Genomic DNA, 21,347 nt, shown 5'->3' with positions numbered 1-21,347 from the left:
TTGTGTTCACGTGTGTTCGTGGTTGAAGCACATGATCACGCGAAGGCCGTTGTGCTGTCCGGGAAACGATGAAGCCCGTGACCAGGACGGTATCCGGTCACGGGCTCAAGGTTAAACGACAAGCTAGTTGCCGCCCCCGTGGGTCTTGAGCGCGGCCTCGACGTAGTTCATGACGTGGTCGCTGAGCATCTGGCCGACCGCCGGATCCCCCTCGCGGAAGGCCCGCGTTATCTGCTGGTGGTCGCCGGCCTTGGCATGCAGCTCCATGTTGAGCCAGCGCACGGACAGAGCCGTCCACACCTCGACACCCAGCGACTCCCACGTGTGGAGAAGCACACTGTTGTCCGCGGCGCGGACGACCTCCCGGTGGAACTCCACGCTGTGCCGGATCTGCTCGGTGACGTCGCCCTGGGCCGTGGCGCGGTGCAGGGCCTCCACCTCGCGCTCCAGACGGGAGGGATCGGCTTCCAGGCGGGGCGCGGCCAACTGCGCGGCCACCAGCTCTAGACCGGCGCGCACGGGGTAGATCTCCGCCATGTCCTGGACACCGAAGGCCCTGACCCTGGCTCCCTTGTTCGGCACCGTCTCGATGAGGCGCAGAGTCTCCAGTTCGCGCAGAGCCTCGCGGACCGGCGCCTGGCTGACGTTGAGCTCCGTCGCGACCCTGCGCTCCACGATGCGCTCGCCTGGCTGCCAGCGCCCGGACAGCAGGCCCTCGACCAGTACCTGCCGGATCTGCTCCCTCAGTGGCTCGCGGGCCAACTTAGAGGGGTCATCCGGCAACTGAGGGAGGTCGACCATCCAGGGCCCTTCCGTTTTTCGACCCGTGCGCGACCAGCACACGGGGCGACATGCTCCAGTTTCTGACAAGCTCCTTGAAGACTGCCACACATGCGCGGGTCGGCCGGACGGCCGGCCTCGAACAGCTAACGGAAGCCTCACGAACCGGTCGCGCACGGTTGTATCAGCAGGACTCGCGGGAGCGGCTTCCGGCAAAGTCCGAGGTGGAAGAGTCACACTTGACTGGGCATACCACTCATAAGGGGGAGTGTCCGGGTAGGCTCGCGTGTTGGCAACAAGCCACCCAAAGCCGTACGGGGCGTTATCCACGTCACGGTGATGGACCAACCGCAGCGCACTGACCCGCGCTGAGACAACAACAGACGCGGTCGCAGACCGCCAACGCAGACGCCACCGTCGACCAGTTCCGTTTCCCGGATGTCGATCCTGCACGGCGACCGGTCACGGCCAGCGTGAACCAGTCCGAAGGATCGACCGTCGAACCGAGTGCGGGGACACAGCCCCGACAAGCCACCCGGTGTCGGCCCCGAGGGGCCAGGAACAGTCCCAACAACCGCGGCTAGCCCGTCCCCCCACGCCTCAGCAGTGCCACAGGCAAGCCCACAACGTGTGAGACAGCACTGAGCACATGACGCATTCTTCCCGGACCCGGCACTCGAGGTCCAGACAGACGCCACAGGAGCCGGAGCGGCGCAAGCCCGAACCCGGCCCCTACAGTGGCCCCATTCCCGTGGTGCGTGCCAAGGAGTACGCACCGGGGCCACCGGTCGTGCGCGCGATCAAGTGGCCGAGTGTGAGCGAGATCGCGTGGGGTCTCGCATCGGACCGGATCGCGATCATGCTCTTCGTGGCGCTGATCGTCATGACGATGCTGGCGGCCGGCCCGCTGCACCCGGTCGACAACTTCCTGAACGAGTTCACCCGGCCCTACTGGGACACGCTGCGCGTGCCGCTCATCTACTGGCCGGACAACGTCGCGTCCCGTTACGTCGCGCTTCCGGTGCTGGGCGTGACCACGTTGCAGCTGGCCTACTGGCACCGGAGCTGGAGACCGATCATCCTGGGGGCGGGCGGCGTCTTCGGGATGATGTCGATGGTCTCCGTGATGAAGCTGCTGTTCAACCGGGGCCACGCCAAGAGCTTCGACCCGGACTTCTTCTCCGGTGCGGGCAATGTGGCCTTCCCCTCCGGCCACGGGGCCAACGCGATCCTCATCTACGGGCTGGTGCTGTTCCTGATCATCAGGTTCGGCGCTGCGCGACCACACATCATCAGGCGGCTGGCCTACACGATCGTGGCCATCGCGATCCTGCAGTCGACCGTCTCGATCTACTTGCACTTCCACTGGTTCACGGACCTGGTGGCCGGGATGATCGCGGGCGGGTTCGCGCTCAGGCTCACGATCCGCCTGGACCGGATGATCCCGCATGGTCACACCGTCCAGTGGTGGCCCTGGTACGGCCGAGGATCCGAGGTCAAGACCTAGGTGTAATGACCTGAGAGGAACGCCCGTCGAGACGCTCGGCGGGCGTTCTTCGCGTCTGGGGCCTTGCCTGTAATACCCCTAGGGGGTATATGTGTTCCAAGGGCGCGCGGACATGGCAGGCATCCGCCGGCCAGATACCCGGCATGGGTATCTTCGAAATCGGAGGGGGATCAACATGCGTACAGGTCAGCACGGTTCCGATCCGACCGGTCCCGGCGGAGGGCACGGCGAGGACGAACACGGGGACCGCGCGGCGCACGAAGGGCATGGGGACCACGCGGATCACGGGGGCCATGGGGCTCACGGGGGCCATGGGGCTCACGGGGGCCACGGTGGCCATGCCGCGGTGTTCCGCACCCGGTTCTGGTGGAGCCTCCTGCTGAGCGTTCCCGTGGTGTTCACCAGCCACATGATCGCCGGGTGGCTCGGTTACGACGTGCCCGAAGCCCTCGCCTGGATGCCGCCGGTACTGGGCACGGTCGTCTACCTGTACGGCGGCTGGCCCTTCCTCGCCGGGGTTCCCGCCGAACTGCGCGATCGCAAGCCCGGCATGATGACCCTGGTCGCGATGGCGATCACCGTCGCCTTCGGTTCCAGTCTGCTGGCCACCTTCGGTGTGGTGGGCATGCAACTCGACTTCTGGTGGGAACTCGTCCTCCTGGTCGTGGTGATGCTCCTCGGCCACTGGTTGGAGATGCGCGCACTCGGGCAGGCGTCCGGTGCCCTGGAAGCCCTCGCCGCCCTGCTGCCGGACCGGGCGGAACGCGTCGGCCCGTCGGGGGAGGTCGAGGAGGTGCCCGTGGCCGAGCTACGCGCCGGGGACACCGTCCTGGTCCGCTCCGGAGGCCGGGTCTCCGCCGACGGCACCGTCGTCCGGGGGCGCGCTGCCGTGGACGAATCGATGATCACCGGTGAGTCGCGCACGGTCACCCGTGACGAGGGCGACCGGGTGGTCGCCGGGACCGTCGCCACCGACTCAGCGGTCCGGGTCCGGGTGGACGCGGTGGGCGACGACACCACCCTCGCCGGGATCCAGCGCCTGGTCAGCGAGGCGCAGGAGTCCAAGTCGCGTTCGCAGGCACTGGCCGACCGGGCTGCGGCGCTGCTCTTCTGGTTCGCCCTGTCCGCGGCCGCCATCACCTCCGTGGTCTGGGGGCTGCTCCTCGGGGACTCGGGCCAGGCGGTCGAGAGGACCGTCACCGTCCTGGTCATCGCCTGCCCCCACGCGCTGGGACTGGCCATCCCGCTGGTCATTGCGATCTCCACGACCCTGTCCGCGCGCAACGGCATCCTGGTCAAGGACCGCTTGGCCTTGGAGCGCACTCGTCTGGTGGACACGGTCCTCTTCGACAAGACCGGAACCCTGACCAAGGGCGCCCCGGCGGTCACCGACACCGCGGTCGTCCACGGGCAGAGCACGGAACGGGTCCTGGCGCTGGCCGGAGCGGTAGAGGCTGACTCCGAGCACCCCCTGGCCAAGGCGATCGTCCGCGCCGCCGAGCAGTCGGCTCCCGTGCCCGCGGCCACGGACTTCCAGTCACTCACCGGTCGCGGCGTCCGAGCCTCCGTGGACGGCACGAACGCGTACGTGGGCGGACCGTCGCTGCTGGACTGGCTCGGTGCCACCGAACCCGCGGAGCTGGTCGAGCGCACGCGTCCTTGGCGGGAGCAAGGGGCGACCGTCCTCCACGTGGTGGCTGACGGCGCGGTGGTCGGTGCCGTGGCGCTGGCCGACGAGGTCCGGCCCGAGTCGGCTTCGGCCGTCCGCCAGCTCCACGGTCAGGGCATCCGGGTGGCGATGGTCACCGGTGACGCCCGCAACGTGGCTGACGCGGTCGCCGGGAAGCTGGGCCTGGACGAGGTGTTCGCGCAGGTCCTGCCGGACCAGAAGGATGCCGTGGTCCGTGATCTGCAGGAGCGCGGCCACCGGGTCGCCATGGTCGGCGACGGGGTCAACGATGCTCCGGCACTGGCCAGGGCGGACGTGGGTATCGCGATCGGTGCCGGCACCGACGTGGCGATCGAGTCCGCGGGCGTGGTGCTGGCCTCCGACGATCCGCGTGGCGTGGTGTCGGTGCGCAGGCTGTCCAAGTCCGGGTACCGCAAGATGCTCCAGAACCTGGTGTGGGCCGCCGGCTACAACATCGCGGCGGTCCCGCTGGCCGCCGGTGTGCTGGCCCCGATCGGCATCGTCCTCGCCCCGGCAGTGGGCGCCGTGCTGATGAGCCTGTCGACCATCATCGTCGCGCTGAACGCCCAAGTCCTGAGGAGCCTGGACCTTCGCCCCGCCGACTGAACCGGGAATCCGGGCCCGGGGCGGCAGGGTTTCGCCCCGGGTCACACCGAGACGGCTGTGGCCAGGGCTTCGAAAGAGAGGGGAAAGAGGGGTGTTGACACGTGTGGTGACGGTGCATATCGTCCCTGCAACGGTAAGCGCTTTCCGATGGAGGGGCCGACTGTTCTGCCTCCGGGGTAGGGCCCGGCCCCGCGGCCACAATGGTGTGGCCGACCACCCCCACATCAAGGAGTGAGCGTTAACATGCGCACCACACGAACTCGGCGCACCGGTTCCCCGGCGGTCGTCCTCATCGCGGCCGGAGCCGGCGCCGGAGCACTGGCCCTCGGCCTCCTCGCGGTGCCGGACGGGCAGTCCCCCGCGGATACCGTCTCCACCGACGGGGACTCCGCGCCGCTCCAGGAAGCCCCGTCCGGCTGGGCCGGCGAGAACGGCGGTACCACCGGCGGCGCCGAAGGCGACACCGTCACCGTCAGCAGCGGCGACGAACTCCTCGACGCCCTCGAAGCGGATGGACCGCAGGTCATCGAGGTCAGCGGCTCGATCGAGATCTCCGGGATGAACAACGTCTCGTCGGACACCACGGTCGTCGGCCAGGACGGCGCCGAGATCACCGGCGGCGGCCTGAACGTGAGCGACGTCAGCAACGTCATCATCCGCAACATCGCCTTCGCCGACTGGGACGACGACGCCGTCAACGTCGAAGAGGGCGCCACCAACATCTGGGTCGACCACAACAGCTTCACCAACGGCTACGACGGGGCCGTCGACATCAAGCGGGAGGCGGACTTCATCACCGTCTCCTGGAACCACTTCTTCGACCACGACAAGACGTCCATCGTCGGGCACGACGACGGCCACACCGACGACGAGGGCTACCTCCGGGTGACCTACCACCACAACTACTTCGACGGCACCGACACCCGCCACCCGCGGGTCCGCTTCGGCAACCCCGTGCACGTCTACAACAACTACTACCGGGACAACGAGGAGTACGGCGTCGCCTCCACGATGGACGCCGGTGTGCTCGTCGAGGGCAACTACTTCGAGAGCGTCGACAACCCCACGCACACCGGGTACGCCGACTCCGACGACGGCGCGATCGAGGAGAGCGACAACGTCTACGACGGTTCCGGTGAGCCCGAGGTCGGCGGCAGCGTGGAGTCGATCCCCTACGACTACACCGTGGATCCGGCGGAGGACATCCCCGACATCGTGACTTCCGGTGCCGGGCCTGGCAACATCTAGAGAGTCGCGGACTCCCTCTTGTAGCGGGAGAGGGCTCGTGACGAAGGCCGCCGCCTCGACCGGTTACGAGGCGGCGGCCACTCTCCTTCCCGGGGCACCCCGCTCTGGGGGAGGCGCCAAAGGTTTCACGTGAAACACCTGGTCACTCACCGCCCCAGCCCGTGTCCGCTCGAAGGTGCGAGTGGTTCTCGCGCGCGGACACAGGGGCGGGGTGGTCCAGGCAGTGGCCCATCGCGCGGTGCCACCTGTTGCCGCGCAGGGCGGGTTCGAGCGCGGCCAGGGCCGCCGCGTACTTGCTGAACCGGGCCTCGCGGACCCCGAGCTCGTGCAGTCGCCGTTCCGTGGAGGTCAGCCCGCCCTTGGTCTTGATCTCCAAGAGCATCATGTCCGGCCGCATCTGCACGGCCCAGCCGTCCCGGTACCCGACCAGGTCGTGGTCGATGGTGACCCGCTCCTCCCCGGAGAGGTCCACCACGGTGGTGCGGCGGTAGTCGGTCACCGCGGAGGGCGTCAGAACGTCCGGAGGGTTCAGTCGGCAGCGGTTCAGCGCACGGTCGAGGAAGCTCCGGGTCGCCGGAGTCAGCCGGTCGGCGGGGGCGCTCATCGGCAGCTCGGCGCGCACCTTGTCGGTGATTCCGCGCGCGCCCTTCAGCTTCACCTCGAACATCCTCGTGTCCGTGTCCACGTAGGTGCGGGTCCGCACCTTGTAGCGGAGCCGGCGCCCCTGGCGGTGGTCGTGGAAGGTCCGCAGTTCGGGGGTGTCCAGATAGGTGGACGAGTACAGGAAGGAGGTCCGGCCCCCGATCTCCATCACCGCGAACCGCTCCTCGGCCCCGGCGAACAGGGCGGGCATCAGCTCAGTGGGGACCAGGTACTTGCGGCAGGTGCGGGTCACCAGGGCGGCGCGCTCGTTGACTTCCGCGAGGGACACGGAAGGCAGGTGCGCCAACCCCGGCGGGCCGGCGGGTGTGCCTGTGTCCGGTGGACGGGTGTCGGGTCTGGTGGTGCCGGTCGTACGGGGGATCGCCGGAGCGGCGGTCGCGGGGATCAACGGCCACCCCACCAAGCGGGCATCGGCTGGCGGCGTCCGGCGGCCGGGCCCGGTGCGGACTCCAGCTTCGGCTCCTGGAAGCGCACGTCCACCACCATGAGGTCGCGCACGTAGTCCACCTCGGTGACGTCCACCTGCTGCACCCGGCCGCGCAGGCGTCCCTCCAGGTCCTGCCTGAGCGCCACCGGGTCCTCGTGCACCACGTCCAGGGTCATGATCCGGCGCTGGGTACGGGCCAACAGCTTGGGGTGCCCGGCCACGAACAGGGCGGACAGCAGCAGGGCGTTGAGCCCCAGCAGGAGCCACGGGGTCGGGGCGGCCACGGCGTTCACCAGGCCGAGCGCGATCGCGATGAAGTAGTACCCGATCTCGCCCTGGCTGATGGTGTCCGAGCGCAGCCGCAGGATCGAGAGCACACCGAAGAGGCCGAAGCCGACGGCCAGCCCCACCTCCTGTTGGGTCAGCATCGACACCACGGCGAAGATGCCGACGTTGAGTGCCACGTAGGCGAGCACCAGGTCCCGCCGACCGTGCCGGCGGAAATACAGGACGTAGGACAAGAGCGTGATGGCGGTCAGGTCGACCGCAAGAGCGAACCAGAGCATGGTGACCATCCTGTGCCGCTCCGGTGAGGCCTTCATGAGTGTCTGATGAAGGAACCCTCATCTTTCCCATGGAGACTTGTCACCGTTCCCGGAGGTCCGGGCCGCCCGGTCACCCGGCCGGTCAGCCGGTCAGCCGGTAGCCCATGCCCCGCACGGTCACGATGCGCTCCGAACCCACCTTGCGGCGCAGCGCGCGCACGAACACGTCCACCACGTTGGATCCGGGGTCGTAGTCGTAGCCCCACACGTGCGACAGCATCTGCTGGCGGCTCAGGACCTGTCCCTGGTGCCTCATGAGCAGCTCCATCAGGGAGAACTCCCGAGCGGTGAGGTCGACCGAGCGCTCGCCCACCGCCACCCGGCGGGTCCTCAGGTCCAGGGAGAGTCCGCCGACGTGCAGCACCGTGAGGTCGGCGGTGCGCTCCGTGCGCATCCGCAACCGCACCCGGGCCAGGAGTTCTTCGAACCTGAACGGTTTGGTGACGTAGTCGTCGGCCCCGATCTCCAGCCCCGTCACGGTGTCGCGCACCCCGTCCCGGGCGGTCAGGATCACCACCGGGATGTCCACACCCAGCGAGCGCAGCCTCCGGAGCACGTCGAACCCGTCGGTGTCCGGGAGGCCCAGGTCCAGCAGCATCAGGTCGAAACCGCCGGTGACGGCGTAGTCCACGGCCTCCGCACCCGTGCCCACCACCGTGGTGGTGAACCCGCTGGCGGTCAGGCCCTTCTGGACGAACGACGCGATACGTTCCTCGTCCTCGACGATGAGTACCCGGCTCACAGGTGCTCCCTTCCGGTTCGGGGGTCGATCGGGATGACCAGGGTGAAGGTGGAACCGGCGCCGTGGGCAGAACGCAGGTCGACCCGGCCCCGGTGCGCTTCGGCGATGGCCCGGACGATCGCCAGGCCCAGCCCGGCGCCCCGGTCGCCGCGTGCGGTGCGCCCGCCGCGGGAGAAGCGTTCGAAGACGCGGCCGTGGTCCTCTGCCGGGATGCCGGGCCCCTGGTCGGACACCCAGAAGTACACCTCGGAGCCGCGGATCGCCGAGCCGATCCGCACGCTGGAGTCGGGCGGACCGTACCGGACGGCGTTGGCCGCGAGTTGGATCATCGCCTGGGTGACCCGTTGCGGGTCCAGGCGCGCGGTGCCCTCGCCGATGGCCTCCAGGTTCCAGCGGCGGTCGCCGATCTGGCGGACCTTGGCGTCGATGTCGCTGGTGAGCTCGGCGAGGGAGACGGGGGAGGGGCGGACGAAGTCGGGCTGCTGGGCCTTGGCGAGCAGCAGCAGGTCCTCGACGATGCGCCCCATCCGGTCCAGCTCGTCGGTGACCAGCCGCACCACCTCCTGGCGCTCCTCAGGGTCGTCGCCCATGAGCTCCAGGTGCCCCCGCACGATCGTGATGGGGGTGCGCAGTTCGTGCCCGGCGTCGTCCACGAACCGGCGCTGCGCGGTGAACGCGCCCTCCAACCGGTCCAGCATGCTGTTGAACTGCTCGGCTAGCGCGGCGATGTCGTCTCGCCCGGACACCTCGATGCGCTGCGTGAGGTCCTCTTCGGAGATCTCCGCGGCGGTCTGTCGGACCAGGCGGGCCGGGGCGAGGATACGGCCGGCCACCCACCAGGCGGCGGTCGCTGCGGCGAGTAGCCCGAGGGCGCTCACCAAGGCGAGGGTGCCCATGGTCCCGGCGGTGTTGGCGCGGTCCTCAGCGGTGAAGTAGCCGATCACGAACCACCCGCCGCCGCTGTCCTGGCCCTCCGGCGGGTGCGCCCGGATCTTCTCCCACTCGACCGGACCGGCGGGGGTGTCCAGGACGCCCCGGGCGCCGGGGGACTCCAGGATCTCCTCGGTCATCGCCGGGTCGGCGGACAGGTCGTACGGCGGCTCCTGCCCTTGGCGGATGCGCCCGGCCTCGGTGGGTCCGCCGTCCCCTGGGCCACCGGCACGCGACCTGGTGGACTCCGCCTCCTCGACCCAGCCGAAGAGGATCTCGGAGTCCTCCGGATACTGGCGCTGCAAGTGGACGCGCATGAGGGAGGCGAGGTCGGTGAAGGGTTCACCGGTGGTGGGGTCCGCACCGACCGCCGCGAACTCCTCGAACTCGGCGATCTCTTGGGAGAGAGCCTGGTCGACCCGCTCGTCCGTGCGTGCTGTCAGAGCGCTCCATGTGACCAGGTTGACCAGCACGAGGACGGCGGCCATGAGGAGGACCACCCATCCCATGATGATGAGCCGCGCCGGGACCCTGCGGTGCTGGGGCAGCTCCGGTTGGGGGCCTCGAAGGACCAGCGTCGGGAAGATCGAGGTGGCGCCCGAACGCGAGGGTCTGGAGGTGCCGGGCGGCGGGACCCGGACGGTGGTGGCGTCGGGATCGGAGCCACCGGTTCCCGAGGGGCGGTCAGTCGTCATCGTCGTCGTCCTCGAACCTGTCTTCCAGGCAGTCGTCCCACCAGTCGTCCCATTCGTCCTCACCCCAGCCGTCGTAGTCCGCGTTGCCGTCGTAACAGGCGGAGGGGGGATCGGTGGTCGGCGGTGTTTCCGGCGCCGGGGTGTCCGCCGGGGTGTCCGCCGCGGGATCGGTCGGGGACAGGTCGGGGTCGTCCTCGTCGGGTGTGCCGTCCCCGTCGTGGTCGGTGACGGCAGGGGGCCCTTCGACCACGCCGTCGTCCGTGGATTCGACGGCGGGGGCGTCGGGCGACTCGCCGACCACCACCTCGCTCGGCGGATGGGGCTCGGGCCCTCGGATGAACAGTGCCCAGAGCAGGGCGACGGCCGCGACGGCGAGGACCGTCAACGTCCCGAAGACCAGCGGCACCAGAGGTGATCTCATACCAGACGAGCATCCACGGGGAAGGCGGCGTCCGCATGAAGCGGACATGAGGAATTCTTCATTCTCGCAGGTCGAGGGCTGGCTGCGCGCTTCTTATGGGTGTTAGTAGCGGCGGCCGCGGAGCTCGGCGACGAGGACGGCCGCCTGGGTGCGGCGCTTGAGGTCCAGCTTGGCCAGCAGCGCGGACACGTAGTTCTTCACGGTCTTCTCGGCCAGGTAGAGCCGTTCGCCGATCTGCCGGTTGGTCATGCCCTCGCCGATGAGGTCGAGGATCTGCCGTTCCTGCGGGGTCAGCTCGGCCAGCGGGTCGGGTTCGGCCTGCGAGCCGCGCAGCCGGTCCAGCATCGCGCCGGTGCTGCCCGAGTCCAGCAGGGAACCGCCCGCGGCGACCGTGCGCACCGCGCCGACCAGGTCGGCGCCGTGGATCTGCTTGAGCACGTACCCGGCGGCACCGGCCATGACCGCGTCGTAGAGGGCGTCCTCGTCCGCGAACGAGGTGAGCATCAGGCAGGCGATCCCGGGGTGGTCGGAGCGGATCTCGCGGCACACCTGGACGCCCGAACCGCCGGGGAGCCGCACGTCTAGCACGGCGACGTCGGGCAGGACGACGGGGATCCGTGACAGCGCCTGTTCGGCCGTTCCGGCCTCGCCGACCACGGTCATGTCGTCTTCGGTCTCCAGGAGCGCGGCCACACCGCGCCGTACGACCTCGTGGTCGTCGACGAGGAAGACCCGGATCTGCCTCCGAGCGCTCTCGGCTCCATCGCCCGTCATCGGTCCTCCCTCATCCCGCGTCTGTGCGCACGTGACACCACAGGAAGACCGTAATACCTCCGAGGGGGGCGACGGGGGTCCTAAGGCAATAAACCCCCCGGGCAAAGGTCCTGGAATCGGACAAAAATCCTGCCCGGGGGTGAAGTGCCTGATCACGGCTGGTGCTGGTGTGACCACTCGCGCCCTATCGTCACCAGTCCGTCACCAAGGATCCCGCCTGCCGTGGCGGGCTACCTCCCTGTGCCACGGTGGTTCCCGCCATGGCACGGGGTGCGTCGGCCTCAGGGGCGCTGCCCGGACCACGGGCTGGCCAACTCGTAGGCGCGGCAGGCGCGCAGCACCCGACGGTCGGAGTGGCGGGCCCCCACCACCTGCAGGCCGATCGGCAGTCCCGACTCGCTGAACCCGCACGGCACGCTCGCGGCGGGCTGCTGCGTCATGTTGAACGGGTAGCTGAACCCGGCGTAGGAGGTCCACCGCCGCCCGGCCAGCTCCGGTGGCGACTCCAGCCCCGCCTCGAAGGCCACGTTCGGCATGGTCGGGGTGATCAGCAGGTCGTAGGTCTCGTGGAAGTGCCCCATCCGGATGCCCATCGCCATCCGGAGCGCCATCGCGGTCAGGTAGTCCTGGGCGGAGTAAGTCAACCCCTCCGCGATGATCTCCCGCAGCCCCGGGTCCTGGAGCTCCCGGTCCCGATCGGTGAGGTGCTCGGTGGCCTTGGCCGCGCCCGAGTACCAGAGCACCTTGAACTCCTCCACGGACTCAGGCAGCCCCGGATCGGCCTCCTCCACCTTCGCGCCCAGGGACTCGAACACCCGCACGGCCGCGTCGACCGCGCGGGCCACCTCCGGGTCCACGGCCAAGCCGCCCAGTGTGGGGCTGTAGGCGATGCGCAACCCCCGGACGAGCTCCTCGGGGTCGGTGCCGCGACCGGCGTCGGCCAGCCCGGGACCCGGCGTCGGCATCGCCATCCAGTCCCGGGAGTCGAATCCGGACGTCACGTCCAGCATCAGCGCCATGTCGCCGACGGTCCGTGCCATCGGCCCGGTGTGGGCAAGCGACCCGAACGGGCTCGCCGGGTAGTGCGGGACCAGTCCCCACGTGGGCTTGATCCCGCAGACCCCGGTGTAGCTGGCCGGGATGCGGATGGACCCGCCCCCGTCCGTCCCTGTGGACAGCGGGCCCATCCCTGCGGCCACCGCCGCCGCGGAGCCCCCGCTGGAGCCGCCGGGGGTGGTGGACAGGTCCCAAGGGTTGCGCGTGATCCCGTTGAGCGGGTTGTCCGTGACACCCTTCCAGGCCAGCTCGGGGGTGGTGGTCTTGCCGACGAAGACCGCACCGTGCTCGCGCATCCGGGCCACGACCGGGGAGTCCTCCTCCCACGGGCCCTCCTGGGGGGTGGTCACCGAACCCTTGAGGGTGGGCCAGCCCTTGGTCAGGTGGATGTCCTTGACCGAGGCGGGCACGCCGTCCAGCCGCCCCTCGGGTTCGCCGCGCCGCCACCGTTCGGCGGAGGCGCGCGCGGCCTCCCTCGCCTCCTCCGGACGCACCAGGCAGAACGCGTTGAGCGCGGGGTTGTCCTGCTCGATGCGCTCGAGTACCGACTCCACCGCCTCCACCGGGGAGAGCTCCCCGGTGGAGTAGGCGTGCAGCAGTTGCTCGGCGGACAGGTCGGCCGGTGTCACGGGATCTCCGGAGCGTGCCAGCGGGACGCCGCGAACGGCCCCCGCGTCGGCTCCGGCGGAGCCTGCGGCCGCACCGACGGCCGTGCCGGCGTTGTCGGTCTCGGCCCGGTCGGAACGGATCGTCACTTCAGCCTCCCAAGTCACGCGAAGGGTCAGCCGGGCACGTAGCCCCGGCTCTTGTCCACGACATTGCGCAGTTCCCGCCCGTCCAGGTAACGGGCGAGGTTGTCCAGGAACAGCTCGACCAGGTCCTCGCGCCAACCGACCACGTCACCGGACATGTGCGGGGAGACGATGGATCCGGGCAGGCCCCACAGCGGGTTGATGGCCTTGAGCGGTTCCCGTTCGAAGACGTCCAGTGCCGCACCGGCGATCGCGCCCCGGTCCAGGGCGGCGACCAGGTCGGACTGGACGACGATGGGTCCGCGGGCGATGTTGATCAGCCGCGCGGTGGGCTTCATGAGGTCGAGGAAATGCCGGTCGACCAAGCCCTGGGTGGCCTTCGTGAGCGGGGCTGCGACGACCACGTAGTCGGCCTCGGGGAGCTCGCCGTGCAGGGTCGGGCCGCCGTCTGCCGCCCGCTCGGCCAGGCTGGACTCGGCGACGGTGCCGAAGTCGGGGTCGCCGCCGCGGGCGTGGCTGCCCGAAGCGCTGACCTCCATCCCGACCGCTTGGAGCTTGTGCGCGATAGCGCGGCCGATGGGCCCGGTGCCGACGACGAGGGCGCGCTTTCCCGTCACCCGTTCGGTTTCGCGGTGCTTCCAGCGGCGGTCGTGCTGGTACTCCCAGGTGCGGTGGAAGTCCTTTGCGAAGGAGATGACCAGGCCCAGGACGTATTCGGCGATGTGCTCGTCGAAGACCCCGCGGGAGTTGGTGACGACGGCGTCGCTCTCGACCAGGCCGGGGAACATCAGGTTGTCCACGCCGGTGGTCGCGGCGTGCACCCAGCGCAGGGAATCGGCCTTGGGCCAGGCGGTGGACAGCGCTTCGGTGAACAGGTCCCAGACGAGCAGCGCGTCCGTGCCCGGCAGTTTGGCGGACAGTTCGTCGGCGGTGGCGTAGACGACCTCCCCGAGCCCTGGATGGCCGTCGATGCGCTCGTGGCCTGGGGGGAGGTCGTCGCCGTGCAGCACGAGGAGACGGGGGCGATCTGGTGCAGAAAGGGTGGTGGGACTGTTCACGGGCGCGCGCTTTCCGGTTGCGACGGTCACTTGCCTGGCCGCCGGGGGTGTGGGTTCGCCCTTGCACGAGAAACGCTAGGGAGCCGACATGGGATTGTCAACAATCCACAAAGCGGTTGTTTGGTGCGTAAGGGGCATTGCACACTGTTCCCGACGCTGAGGTGAGTACCCGCACGTCCGGAGGTCTATTGCCGCCCCTGGCAGATGGATCGTAATATTGTAGACAATCCACGGTCGCACGACCGCGGCCGGATGCCAAGGATCCCGAACCCAAGCGTCGAAAGGGCCCGACTTGCCCAGGTACATGACCGTCACGCTCGCCAAACGCGGGGTCTCCTGCGTCGCCGAGCTGCTCGACAAGGACGCCCCCCGTACCTGCGAGGCGGTGTGGAACGCCCTCCCGCAGGGCGACGCCGTCCAACACGCCAAGTACGCGCGCAACGAGGTCTACACGATGGTCCCGAGGTTCGCCGATCCCGAACCGGGCCAGGAGAACCCCACCGTCACGCCGATCCCCGGCGACCTCGTCTACTTCTCCTTCGACGGGGGCATGCTCGACCGCACCTTCAAGGAGGACAAGGGCATCAGCCACCTGCCGGGCGTCATCGACCTCGCCCTCTTCTACGGACGCAACAACCTCCTGCTCAACGGTGACGTGGGCTGGGTGCCCGGAAACGTGTTCGCCACCGTCGTCGAGAACCTGCCCGCCATGGCCGAGGCCTGCAACGACGTCTGGCGCTCTGGCAGTGTCGGCGAGCGCCTCCTGTACGACCGGCTCGACCGCTGAGACACGAACGCGTGTCCGCGAACACGACCCCTCCGAACACGACCCCTCCGAACACGTGCCGCCGCGCACGTGTCCACGCATGCCGTTTCACAACTCCGACACGAGAAGCACAGCCTGGGAGGTGAGTGACCGATGTGGACCGAAGGAACCCGACCGGCCCCTGAAGGTGACGCCGGACAAGCAAACTCGCACGTACCCGATCTGGGCGTCGAGAACGAGGTCGTCGAACTCCCGGGGTCGAGCATGCCCCCGTGGCAGTCGGGGATCGGCGTGATCGCGCCCTACGACTTCGCGCTCGACCGCGAACTGTGGCGGTGGGCACCTGACGACATCTCGCTGCACGTCACCCGCTTGCCCTATGTGCACGTGCCGGTGACGGTCGACCAGGCCGCCGCCCTCAGCAAGGGCAAGGCGGTGACCAAAGCAGTACGCGCGCTCCTCGCCCCCGAGCCACTGGCCGTCGGCTACGCCTGCGCGTCCGGCAGCTTCGTCCACGGGGCCGAGGGGGAACGCAAGCTCCACCGCACCATCGTGGACGCGGGCGCACCGGCGGCCGCCACCACGTCCGGGGCGCTGATCCGCGCCCTGGAGAGCCTGGACGTGAACCGGATCGCGGTGGTCACCCCCTACGTGGACAGTGTGACCGACCGCCTGCTCGACTACCTCGCCGAGCACCACATCGGAGTCACCTCCAGCGTCGGGCTCGGCCTGCTCAGCCACATCTGGCGGGTCACCTACGCCGAGGTCGCCCGCGCGGTGCACGAGGTGGACCGCCCGGACGCGCAGGCCGTGTACATCAGCTGCACCAACGTCCTCACCTACGACATCATCGCGCCCCTGGAACGTGAGCTGGGCAAACCGGTGATCGCGGCCAACCAGGTCACCATGTGGGCGCTGCTGCGGGCCGCCGACCGGCGGGCCGTCGCCCACGGACAGCGGCTGATCGACTCGGCGGCGCCCAGCGTCGTCTGACCGCCCGCCCCGGAGCTAGGAGAAACATGACCCGAGTCGGATTCCTCTACCCCGGCTACAGCGCCGAGGACGACTACAAGACCTTCACGGGGCTGCTCGGCGGGGAGGTCGAGCTCCCCGTGGTGCACACCCTCATGCGGGAGGACGCCCACCGGGTGGACGCTCTGCTGGACGTGGGCAGCGAGGACGTGCTCGCAGAAGGCGCCCGAGAGCTCGCCGCCATGGACGTCGATTCCGCCGTGTGGGCCTGCACGAGCGGAAGCTTCGTGTTCGGCTGGGAGGGCGCCCGGCAGCAGGTCGAACGGGTAAGCGAGGTGGCGGGAGTCCCGGCGTCCAGCACCTCCTTCGCCTTCGTGCACGCCCTGGGCCAGCTCCGCGCGTCCCGGGTCGCGATCGCCGCGACCTATCCGGACGACGTCGCCCAGCGCTTCGTGGAGTTCCTCACCGAGGCGGGCGTCACCGTGCTGTCCATGGGCAGCCACGGCATCGCCACCGCGGCCGAGGTGGGAGGACTCGACCCCAACGACGCGGTCGACTTCGTCGTCGCCAACGACCACATGGAGGCCGACGCGGTCCTCGTCCCGGACACCGCCCTGCACAGCGCCGACCTCATCGATCCGTTGGAGGCCCTCCTGGGCAAGACGGTGCTCACCGCGAACCAGGTGAGCATCTGGGAGGGGATCCGGCTCGCCGGTGAGTGCGGTGCCCGGCCCGGCCCGGGCGCCCTGTTCCGCTCCGGCCCGGCCGCGGTCCGGAGCGTCTTCGACGGCGGTTAGGGCGTATGAGGTGTATGACGCAGAAGGTGCGGAAGGCGCGGGGGCATCCGGAACAGGACCTAGCCTCGGTTTCTGTCCGCTTCGCACGCTCGTGTCCTCATCCATCCTGAGTCCGAGGTAGGACCCGAGCCCGACGTACATCCCGAGCCCGAGGTACAACCCGAGTCCCGCCCAGCCCCAAGGGCCGTGACACCCAGCACCCAAGGGAAGGAAACCCCATGTCTGCCCCCGGTCAGCTCAGACCCGTTCCCCGGAGGTCCACCGCCGAACTGATCGCCGACCAACTGCGGTCGGCGATCATGTACGGCTCCCTCTCGCCGGGGGACCAGCTCGGTGAGGCCGAACTCGCGGGGCAGCTCGGGGTCAGCAGGGGTCCGCTCCGCGAGGCCATGCAGCGCCTGGTCCAGGAGGGTCTGCTCCGCAGCGAACGGCACAGGGGCCTGTTCGTCCGTGAGCTGGCGCCGGAGGATGTCCGGGACATCTACGTCGCCCGGCTCGCGGTGGAGCGGACCGCCTGCCAGCTGATCATGCGGGGCAACCGGGGTGAGGCCCTGGCCCGCCTCACCCCGGCCTTGGGCCGACTGGCCGAGGCCACCTCGGGGGCCGACCGGGGTGCGATGAGCGACGCCGACCAGGAGTTCCACCAGACCCTGGTGAGCTGCGCCGGCAATTCGCGCCTGGAGCGCATGGCCCAGACGCTGCTGGTGGAGACCCGGATGTGCCTGACGGTGATGCAGGAGGTGTACCCCGAACCCGGTGAGCTCCTGGATGAGCACCAGCGCATTCTCGACGCGATCGTGGACGGGGCCGAGGACCGCCTTCTGGAGCTCATCGAGTCGCACATGGTCGACACCGTCGACCGCATCAACGCCGAGACGGCGGGCGCAACCGGTGCCCTGTCGTCGGAGGAGGACGACGAACAGGCCGGGGCCTGAGTCCGTTGCAACGACCGGCAAGGCCCGTCCGGGGCCGCGCGGGAATTCCCGGTGACTCGCTGCGAGGAAATGTGCCGTATTGGTTGCGTAGGGGTGGGGATTCCGTGCTAGCGTCCTTTTCGGGCGGCGCATAAAGGCCATTTCGGGCCTCAGGCGACGCCGTCCTCCCCTGCCTCTGGAAGGAACCCCCGGTGTTTGGACCCCACGGACCCGCGAGCGCTCCCGGCGCCCGTGCCGCCGTGCTGTCCGCGCCGCTCCGACGGGTCTTGGTGCTCGTCGGCCTCCTCATGGGGACCCTCCTCGGTGCTTGGATCCTGGGGGCCTCGACCGCAGAGGCCGAGGAGATCCCGCTGTTCGGGGACGCTGAACTGGTGGATGAGGCCCAGCCGACGGAGGACGCCCAACCGGCGGCAGGGAACGAGCCGGTGCTGGAAACAGAGCCGCTGGAGGACACCGACCCGGTCGGTGAAACCCTCACCGGCGTCACTGAGGAGACCACCGAGACCGCGCGCGACGTCTCCGAGACGGTCGTCCCCGAGGTTTCGGTCCAGGGCACCGACATCGTCGATCCGGTCCACGACACCCTCGACGGCGTCACTGCGGAACTCGACGGCCACATCGACGACACCGTCACCGGCCTGAACGGTCAGGACGGCGAAGAGGCCGCCCAGCACCCGGACCAGGGGGACGAGCAAGCACAGGAGTCCGGCGCCGAGCCCGAGCCCGAGACCCCTGTGCGCCCGCACGAGGGCCCGCACGTGGTGGACGTCCTCCCCGAGTCCGTCGACACCGCCACCGAGGCCGTCGCCACCGACGACGCCTCCGGGGCCGAAACCGGGTCCCACCACCACGCCGCGCAGATCAGCGCGGCCACCGCCGCCGCGAACAGCGGCGCGGCGCCCGGCGCGGCCGTCGCGGGCTTCCTGCCCGTCACCGGCGCCCCCGCCCCGGAGCCCGGCCTGAACCAGGCCGCACGGCACGTCCTGTACGCGGTGCCCAGCGCCGGCGCGGACGAGCCGACGTTCGCACCCGACTAACGGGTTCTCCTCTCTCTCCGTCGCCTTCCCGCGACATTCCGCCTGCACGCGCCCCTGCCCAGCCACGGCCCGCACCGCCACGGTGAGCGACCGGCCGACAGCTCTGGGGACTGACGCGGGCTCCGCTCTCCCGAGAAAGCGGATCCCACGTCAGTCAGCGGCCAGCCAGGCCACCGACTGAAACCCCGGCCGGGAACGCCCCGCTTCCGTCCAACCTCGCGGGCCCCGGCCGGACCACCCACTCGAACCGGCGAACGGAATCCGGAAGGATCCTCATGCTCATCAACGCCCGTACCTCCGCCAAGACCCTCTTCGTAGCCGCCGGTGCCGCCGGATTCGTTGCCCTGGGCAACGGCTTCGCCGCCGCCGACACCCTCGAAGGCGTCGCGGGCGGGATCGACACCGGCGTTCCGGCGGAGCTCCCCGCCGTCGACACCGCCGTTCCCGCCGCCGACCTGCCCCAGCTGGGCGCCGTCGACGCCCCCGCACTCGACGCCCCGCAGGCCAACGACGTCCTGGGGCTGGCCCACAGCCAGGTGGACAGCGTCGACGTGACCGTGCCGCGCGTGAACGTCCCCGAGATCGACGCCGACACCTACCTGGAAGCGGCCGAGGCCACCACCTTCCCGGCCCAGTTCCTGGTCAACGAGGCCCAGCGTGACGTCGAATTCCTCGTCGCCGAAGCCGCCTTCGCCGCGGGCAGCACCGTGGACGGCGTCGACGCCGACCTCGAGGTCGTGGACAACGTCGACGTGCCCAACGTGCCCGAGGTTGCCGACGTGCCTGAGGTGGCGGACGTGCCTGACGTCGACACCGACATCGCGGACACCGAGGTCCCCGCCGTCGGTGACGTCGAGGAGACCGTCGGCGGCGCCGACGTGGACGGCCTGACCGACGAGGTCGCGGACACCGACATCGTGGACACCGAGGTCCTCGACACGGACGCCGTGGACACCGAGGTCCTCGACACGGACGCCGTGGACACCGGCGCTGTGGACACCGACCTGGTCGACGGCCTGGTCTAGTCACCCCAAGACCGTGTGCCCCCGCTGTTGGGGCGGGGCACACGGCCTCGGACGGCAATCAGGGACGGGCCCGCATTCACGGCGGCGCCAGTGGGACCGTGGGGGTCCACGGCGCGTACCGGCGGGTCCGGGGATCGGGAGGAGTCCCCGTCGTCCGAGGTGCCTCCAGCGGCCCTGGAGGGGGATCGGAGGTCTGCGGCCTGGGCGGGTAACGCAGGTTCCTCCTCCGGGGCCGTGCCCCGTCATGGCACCCCGAAAGCCGGGGTGCCATGACCCGTTTCTCGAAATACGGACCATTCCCGCTTTCTTTTGCGGTGCCTTATTTCTGGGGTCGGGAGGGCTATGCGCGGAAAAGCGGGAACCAGGTAAGAACGAGAACTAGGTAAGGCCGCCGATTCCGACGTACTTGGTGTCCAGGAACTCGTCGATACCGACCCGGCCGCCCTCCCGGCCGAGGCCGGAGTGCTTGACCCCGCCGAACGGCGCCGCGGGGTTGGAGACCACGCCCTGATTGAGCCCGACCATGCCGGTCTCCAGGGCCTCACTGACTCGCATCGCCCGGTTGAGATCCTGGGTGTACAGGTAGCTGACCAGCCCGAACTCGGTGTCGTTGGCGGCCTCGACCGCTTCCTCCTCCGTCTCGAAGGACAGCACCGGCGCCACCGGGCCGAAGATCTCGGTGTTGGACAGCTCGGCGGCGAACGGCACGTCGGCGAGCACCGTCGGCTGGTAGAAGTGCCCCGGTCCGTCACCCGGGCCGCCGCCCACGAGCACGCGCGCGCCCCGCTCCACGGCGTCGTCCACCAGGTCCTGCACCTTCTGCCGGGCCTTGTCGTCGATCAACGGGCCCACGTCCGCGTTGTCGTCCAGCCCCCGGCCGAGGCGGAGCGCACCCATGCGCTCGCTGAGGCGCCGGGAGAACTCCTCGGCGATCCCGGTCTGCGCGTAGATGCGGTTGGCCGCCGTGCACGCCTCACCGATGTTGCGCATCTTGGCGAGCATCGCCCCGTCTACAGCCGCGTCCAGGTCTGCGTCGTCGAACACCAGGAACGGCGCGTTGCCGCCCAGCTCCATGGAGGTGCGCAGCACCTGGCTGGCGCTCTGCTCCAGCAGTTTCCTGCCCACGGCTGTGGACCCGGTGAAGGACAGCTTGCGGATCCGGCCGTCGGTGAGGAGGGGCTCGGTGACCCCGCTGGCGTCGGTGGTGGGCAGGACGCTCAGCACGCCCTCGGGTAGGCCCGCCTCGGCGAGGATGTCCGCCAGCGCCAGCGCGCAGAGGGGTGTCTGCTGGGCGGGCTTGAGGATCATCGTGCACCCGGCGGCGATGGCGGGGCCGATCTTGCGGGTCCCCATCGCCATTGGGAAGTTCCAGGGGGTGATGAGCATGCAGGGGCCGACCGGCTGGTGCATCACGAGGAACCGTGACTTGCCGTCGGGCGAGGTGGAGAACCCGCCGTCGATCCGCACGGCCTCCTCGGCGAACCAGCGGAAGAACTCGGCGGCGTAGGCGATCTCGCCGCGGGCCTCGGTGACGGGTTTGCCCATCTCGAGGGTCATCAGCACCGCCAGGTCATCCTGGCGCTCCATGAGCAGCTGGTGGCTCCGGTAGAGGATCTCGCTGCGCTGGCGGGGCGGGACCTTGGCCCAGCTCGGCTGGGTGCGTGCCGCCACGTCCAGGGCGCCCAGGGCGTCCTCCTTGCCGGCGTTGGCGACCTCGCACAGCACCTTGCGGGTGGAGGGGTCCTCGACACCGAAGGTGGCGCCGGAGGAAGCGTCCCGCCATTTCCCACCCAGGAAGACCCTCTTGTCCACCTGTGCGACGACCCGTGCTTCCTGATCCGACATGTTCTCTCCTCCGTCG

Annotated in this window: 19 protein-coding genes; 9 read left to right on the top strand and 10 right to left on the bottom strand. The window is 69.7% G+C overall.

All coding sequences use genetic code 11. The features are described 5' to 3' along the window. Window positions 1-123: 123 nt before the first annotated feature. Window positions 124-801, bottom strand: a complete 678-nt coding sequence (locus tag ACYVD1_RS24155) for a GntR family transcriptional regulator (RefSeq protein WP_460776773.1) — start codon at window positions 799-801, stop codon at window positions 124-126. Window positions 802-1,531: 730 nt separating this feature from the next. Between ACYVD1_RS24155 and ACYVD1_RS24150 the strand changes: the two genes are divergently transcribed. The 3 genes from ACYVD1_RS24150 to ACYVD1_RS24140 all read left to right on the top strand — a co-directional run bounded on the left by ACYVD1_RS24150 (window position 1,532) and on the right by ACYVD1_RS24140 (window position 5,831). Beyond that, on the top strand, window positions 1,532-2,287 hold the full coding sequence (locus tag ACYVD1_RS24150; protein ID WP_460776776.1) for a phosphatase PAP2 family protein: 756 nt from the start codon (window positions 1,532-1,534) through the stop codon (window positions 2,285-2,287). A 346-nt stretch (window positions 2,288-2,633) separates the two neighbouring features. Beyond that, window positions 2,634-4,583: a heavy metal translocating P-type ATPase gene (locus ACYVD1_RS24145; RefSeq protein ID WP_460776772.1), complete on the top strand. Its 1,950-nt coding sequence runs from the start codon at window positions 2,634-2,636 to the stop codon at window positions 4,581-4,583. A 243-nt stretch (window positions 4,584-4,826) separates the two neighbouring features. Beyond that, a complete protein-coding gene (locus ACYVD1_RS24140; RefSeq protein ID WP_460776771.1) occupies window positions 4,827-5,831 on the top strand; it encodes a pectate lyase family protein in 1,005 nt (334 codons plus the stop codon). A gap of 142 nt (window positions 5,832-5,973) precedes the next feature. Here the strand turns inward: ACYVD1_RS24140 and ACYVD1_RS24135 are convergent, their stop codons facing one another. From ACYVD1_RS24135 to ACYVD1_RS24100, 8 genes are all read right to left on the bottom strand, one after another. Next, window positions 5,974-6,762: a polyphosphate polymerase domain-containing protein gene (locus tag ACYVD1_RS24135; RefSeq protein WP_460776770.1), complete on the bottom strand. Its 789-nt coding sequence runs from the start codon at window positions 6,760-6,762 to the stop codon at window positions 5,974-5,976. Between the two features lie 116 nt (window positions 6,763-6,878). Continuing rightward, window positions 6,879-7,487 carry a DUF4956 domain-containing protein gene (locus ACYVD1_RS24130; protein WP_460776775.1) on the bottom strand — a complete coding sequence of 203 codons (609 nt, stop codon included), beginning with the start codon at window positions 7,485-7,487 and terminating at the stop codon, window positions 6,879-6,881. Window positions 7,488-7,608: 121 nt separating this feature from the next. Then, a complete protein-coding gene (locus ACYVD1_RS24125) occupies window positions 7,609-8,268 on the bottom strand; it encodes a response regulator transcription factor (protein WP_460776769.1) in 660 nt (219 codons plus the stop codon). Further along, on the bottom strand, window positions 8,265-9,893 hold the full coding sequence (locus ACYVD1_RS24120; RefSeq protein WP_460776768.1) for a sensor histidine kinase: 1,629 nt from the start codon (window positions 9,891-9,893) through the stop codon (window positions 8,265-8,267). Before ACYVD1_RS24120 ends, ACYVD1_RS24125 begins: the two co-directional genes overlap by 4 nt. Then, window positions 9,883-10,314, bottom strand: coding sequence for a hypothetical protein (locus ACYVD1_RS24115; RefSeq protein ID WP_460776767.1), 432 nt, complete (start codon window positions 10,312-10,314; stop codon window positions 9,883-9,885). The genes ACYVD1_RS24120 and ACYVD1_RS24115 overlap by 11 nt, the downstream gene beginning before the upstream one ends. 102 nt (window positions 10,315-10,416) lie before the next feature. Next, window positions 10,417-11,088 carry a response regulator gene (locus tag ACYVD1_RS24110; RefSeq protein ID WP_460761847.1) on the bottom strand — a complete coding sequence of 224 codons (672 nt, stop codon included), beginning with the start codon at window positions 11,086-11,088 and terminating at the stop codon, window positions 10,417-10,419. A gap of 281 nt (window positions 11,089-11,369) precedes the next feature. Next, the gene (locus tag ACYVD1_RS24105) at window positions 11,370-12,899 is read right to left on the bottom strand and encodes an amidase (RefSeq protein ID WP_460776766.1); all 1,530 of its coding nucleotides are present in this window, start codon (window positions 12,897-12,899) and stop codon (window positions 11,370-11,372) included. Window positions 12,900-12,925: 26 nt separating this feature from the next. After that, entirely contained in the window at window positions 12,926-13,954 is a 1,029-nt protein-coding gene (locus ACYVD1_RS24100) for a D-2-hydroxyacid dehydrogenase (protein WP_460776765.1), read from the bottom strand. Window positions 13,955-14,258: 304 nt separating this feature from the next. Between ACYVD1_RS24100 and ACYVD1_RS24095 the strand changes: the two genes are divergently transcribed. The 6 genes from ACYVD1_RS24095 (at window position 14,259) to ACYVD1_RS24070 (ending at window position 19,486) form a co-directional block, all read left to right on the top strand. Further along, on the top strand, window positions 14,259-14,741 hold the full coding sequence (locus tag ACYVD1_RS24095; RefSeq protein WP_460776774.1) for a DUF3830 family protein: 483 nt from the start codon (window positions 14,259-14,261) through the stop codon (window positions 14,739-14,741). A gap of 132 nt (window positions 14,742-14,873) precedes the next feature. Further along, entirely contained in the window at window positions 14,874-15,713 is an 840-nt protein-coding gene (locus ACYVD1_RS24090; protein ID WP_460776764.1) for a maleate cis-trans isomerase family protein, read from the top strand. A 26-nt stretch (window positions 15,714-15,739) separates the two neighbouring features. After that, on the top strand, window positions 15,740-16,489 hold the full coding sequence (locus ACYVD1_RS24085) for a maleate cis-trans isomerase family protein (protein WP_460776763.1): 750 nt from the start codon (window positions 15,740-15,742) through the stop codon (window positions 16,487-16,489). Window positions 16,490-16,707: 218 nt separating this feature from the next. Next, window positions 16,708-17,424 carry a GntR family transcriptional regulator gene (locus ACYVD1_RS24080; RefSeq protein WP_460776762.1) on the top strand — a complete coding sequence of 239 codons (717 nt, stop codon included), beginning with the start codon at window positions 16,708-16,710 and terminating at the stop codon, window positions 17,422-17,424. Window positions 17,425-17,615: 191 nt separating this feature from the next. Beyond that, window positions 17,616-18,461, top strand: a complete 846-nt coding sequence (locus ACYVD1_RS24075) for a hypothetical protein (protein WP_460776761.1) — start codon at window positions 17,616-17,618, stop codon at window positions 18,459-18,461. Between the two features lie 275 nt (window positions 18,462-18,736). Then, window positions 18,737-19,486, top strand: coding sequence for a hypothetical protein (locus ACYVD1_RS24070; protein WP_460776759.1), 750 nt, complete (start codon window positions 18,737-18,739; stop codon window positions 19,484-19,486). A gap of 378 nt (window positions 19,487-19,864) precedes the next feature. Here the strand turns inward: ACYVD1_RS24070 and ACYVD1_RS24065 are convergent, their stop codons facing one another. Further along, window positions 19,865-21,331: an NAD-dependent succinate-semialdehyde dehydrogenase gene (locus tag ACYVD1_RS24065; RefSeq protein WP_460776758.1), complete on the bottom strand. Its 1,467-nt coding sequence runs from the start codon at window positions 21,329-21,331 to the stop codon at window positions 19,865-19,867. Window positions 21,332-21,347: the final 16 nt, after the last annotated feature.

The organism is Nocardiopsis nanhaiensis (assembly GCF_054778635.1).
This window is presented reverse-complemented; position numbering and strand designations above follow the sequence as displayed.